Below are 2965 nucleotides of genomic sequence, written 5' to 3'. Positions count from 1 at the left end.
CGACAGCGTTGACGTACATTCAAGATGCTGCCGGTCCACCGCCGTCAAACGGCCCAGAACTCCTTGCTAGACACGGGAATCCGTAACTGGCCGCGTGGCCCCCAGGTAGTCGTCTCCGTTCCAGCGATACTGGCTGACCTGGATGGGCTGTCCGAAGTCTGGTGCGTGCACCATCTTGCCCGCGCCGATGTACAGGCCGACGTGGTGGACATTGCCCGGCGTGCCGTAGAAGACCAGGTCTCCGGGCAGCAGCGGCTGCCCGGCGGGCACCAGCGGGCCGGCGTTGTACTGGGTCTGGGCTGTTCTCGGCAGCGAGATGCCGGCTGCGTTGTAGGCCGCCATGGTCAAGCCGGAGCAGTCGAAGCCCTTGTCGCCCTGGGCTGGTCCGTTGCCGCCCCACTGGTAGGGCAGTCCGAGTTGGCCGCAGGCGAAGTTGATTGCCGTGATGGCCGCGGGTGTCGGCGCCTGGATGTTCTTGCAGTCGCCGGTGCCGACCATGGCGTCGCCGTACTTCTTCGCCTGTGCAAGAACTTCGTCGACGTACCAGTCGGCGTGGTTGTAGGCGAAGATCGCCTTGCGAAGGTCCTTCGGTGCTCCCGAGTCGCAGAGGTAGTACGCCGCGGCGTAGATCGCGTCGTGCGGGTTGTATCGGGACGGCGGTGTGGCGCCCCCTGCCGGCAGCGGATGCCGGGCCACGACGCCGTCGAATGTGGACTGTAGAAACTGCATGGGTCCGCCTGCGCCAGCATAGTTTTCCCCGCTGGTGACGCCCGGCAACGTTGAGCGTCCGTGGTTGGTTTCGATCTTGCCGATGGCGGCGAGGATCGACCAGTCCAGGCCGGGGCACACGCTGGTGGCTTGCCGGTAGAGGGCGAGGTAGTCAGCGGGGATGTCGGCGAGTGCTTCCTGGCTGGGCTGGGTGCTGCTGCTGCCGAAGAGGGCGTTGACGACGGCTTGGCCGATGCCGCCGATGAGCATCAGGATGGCGATGACGGCCGCGACGGCGGCGGTGGCGATCTTCACGGGTCACCTCCGGAAGCGGCTGGCTGGTGCGGCTGGAGGGAGCGGGTCCGGCGCGGTGAGTTCTGCCGGTGCCTGCTGGGCGGGGACCGCGGTCGAGGCCGGCGCTGCGCTGGGCGGGTCGGTCTGCGGCCAGAGCTGCGCGAGCTCGATGAGGCGGAGTCGGCCGGGGCGGCGTGTTGCCGGGCCGGAGATCGGCAGCCACCGGGCGACGGCGGGGTTGTTCTCGCCGGCCATGCCCGCGACGTCCGCGGCGCTGGTAGCCACCGGCACGAGCGCGGGGCGGTCGAGCTGGGACAGTGCGTCGGTGAGCGCCCGGCGCGCGGTCGTTTCGCGGCGGTTGGTGGGCAGCCATACCAAGACCGGGGTGGTGATTCCCGTTGCGGTGGCGAGCTTTTCGTAGCCGTAGAGCTTGCGGCCGAGCGTGGCGAGGTCTTCGGTGCCGAAGTCGAATTCGAGGAAGAACTCGATCTGCTGGCCGTCCTCGCGCCACCGGCCGTAGGCGTCGGGGCGGACCATGTCGCCGAACAAACGGCCGCAGCGCAGCTCGGACCACCACGCGGTCAGCCGCCCACGGGCACCGGGTCGCCGGCTGAGCGCGATCAGGGTGGTGAAGAAGCCGTTGACCCCGACGGTGTGGGCCAGGCGCAGGGAGTGCGCGATTCCGATGGCGTCTTCGTGCCGGTAGCCGATCTTCTTCGGGTCGAGACCGTCTTCGTAGGCCAGGGCGACAGCTCCGGCAATGTCGAGCACGTAGTGCATCGGCGCGGTGCCGGAGCTGACGAACGGTTGGAACCGGTCGATGACCCGCCACTTGAACAGGTCGAGCAGTCGGTGATTGGCCGCGCGCATGCTCGGGTAGCACAGCTCGACGATCTGCTGCGTGGTGAAGACCTTGTGCTCGTGCAACATCCGAGCCAGCCACCGGTCCCGGAGCGTGAGCCGGCCAGCGAGCTGGGCGTGGTGCTCTCCGGTGGTGGCGGCTCGTGGGGTGGGGCGCTGCGGCATGTGTCCGCGCAACGCTCGCTGAGGGGTGGGGTTCGAAATCATGGGTACGCACCTCCCGGAGACGGGCAGCAGTGGTAAACGGCGAAGGCAGGTCATGCGGACTCACCGGGGACAGCTCCTGTGAGCGGTGAGTCCGCATGAGTTGCGCGAAAAGATGATTGGTGTGGCTAGGCCGCGCGGCGTGGGTCCACAGTGGTCTGCGCGGTGTGACCCGTGACCGTGGCGATGTCGGTGACGGGTGGACGGGTGTTGACTCTGGCGGCCTTGCGGATTGCCTTGGCGCGGCCGGGAATCGCGGGTGGGAGTTTCTCGGTCACCGCGGTGAACGGCGGTGCTTCCTCGCCGCCCAGGACCAAGCGGGCGGCGACGTGGTAGACCCCGAGGTTGGACAGGTCGTGATCAGACAGCCGTGGCATGGTGTGGCGGGCCAGCTTCTTCGCGTCCTCCGGTGAGGCGTTGAAGAAGATTTTGCTGCGGGCGTTGGTGCTGATGCCTTCTTCGAGCTCCTTGGGGAGCTGTCCGAGGTATTGGTGGGCCAAGGCCATCGAGAGTCGGTAACCACGAGCCTCGGCGAGCATGTCCTCCAGCGGGTAGGCGAGGTTGAGGAAGTTGTGGCACTCGTCGATGTACAGTCCGCAGTCGCGACGTTGACGCTGCGGGACACGGGCCCGACGAGTCGCGGCCTGCCAGGTGCGCGCCACGACGATCGAGCCGACCAGCCGCGCGGTTTCCATCCCCAGCGCGTCGCGAGCGATGCGTACCAGGCAGATGCCGCCGGTGTTGAGGACCTCGTCCATGTCCACTGTGGACTGGCCACCGGCGATGGCGGCGCGAACGAAGGGACGCAAGAGGAAGCCGCGGACCTTGTTCATCAGCGGCGCGATCACCTGCGCGCGGCTGGCTTCGGACAGGTCGTCGTACCAGGACCAGAAACCCT

General features: G+C 67.7%; 3 protein-coding genes. All 3 read right to left on the bottom strand.

The window, feature by feature from the left end:
* Positions 1 to 66: 66 nt before the first annotated feature.
* A complete protein-coding gene (locus H5411_RS46055; protein ID WP_220818370.1) occupies positions 67 to 978 on the bottom strand; it encodes a C40 family peptidase in 912 nt (303 codons plus the stop codon).
* Positions 979 to 1026: 48 nt separating this feature from the next.
* Positions 1027 to 2070: a replication-relaxation family protein gene (locus H5411_RS46050; protein WP_183127965.1), complete on the bottom strand. Its 1044-nt coding sequence runs from the start codon at positions 2068 to 2070 to the stop codon at positions 1027 to 1029.
* Between the two features lie 125 nt (positions 2071 to 2195).
* Positions 2196 to 2965, bottom strand: a 770-nt coding sequence (locus H5411_RS46045) for a TraM recognition domain-containing protein (RefSeq protein ID WP_183127964.1), incomplete at its 5' end; no start/stop codon positions are given.

Origin of the sequence: Amycolatopsis echigonensis (genome assembly GCF_014174495.1) — a bacterium.
GTDB lineage: Bacteria > Actinomycetota > Actinomycetes > Mycobacteriales > Pseudonocardiaceae > Amycolatopsis > Amycolatopsis echigonensis.
This window is presented reverse-complemented; position numbering and strand designations above follow the sequence as displayed.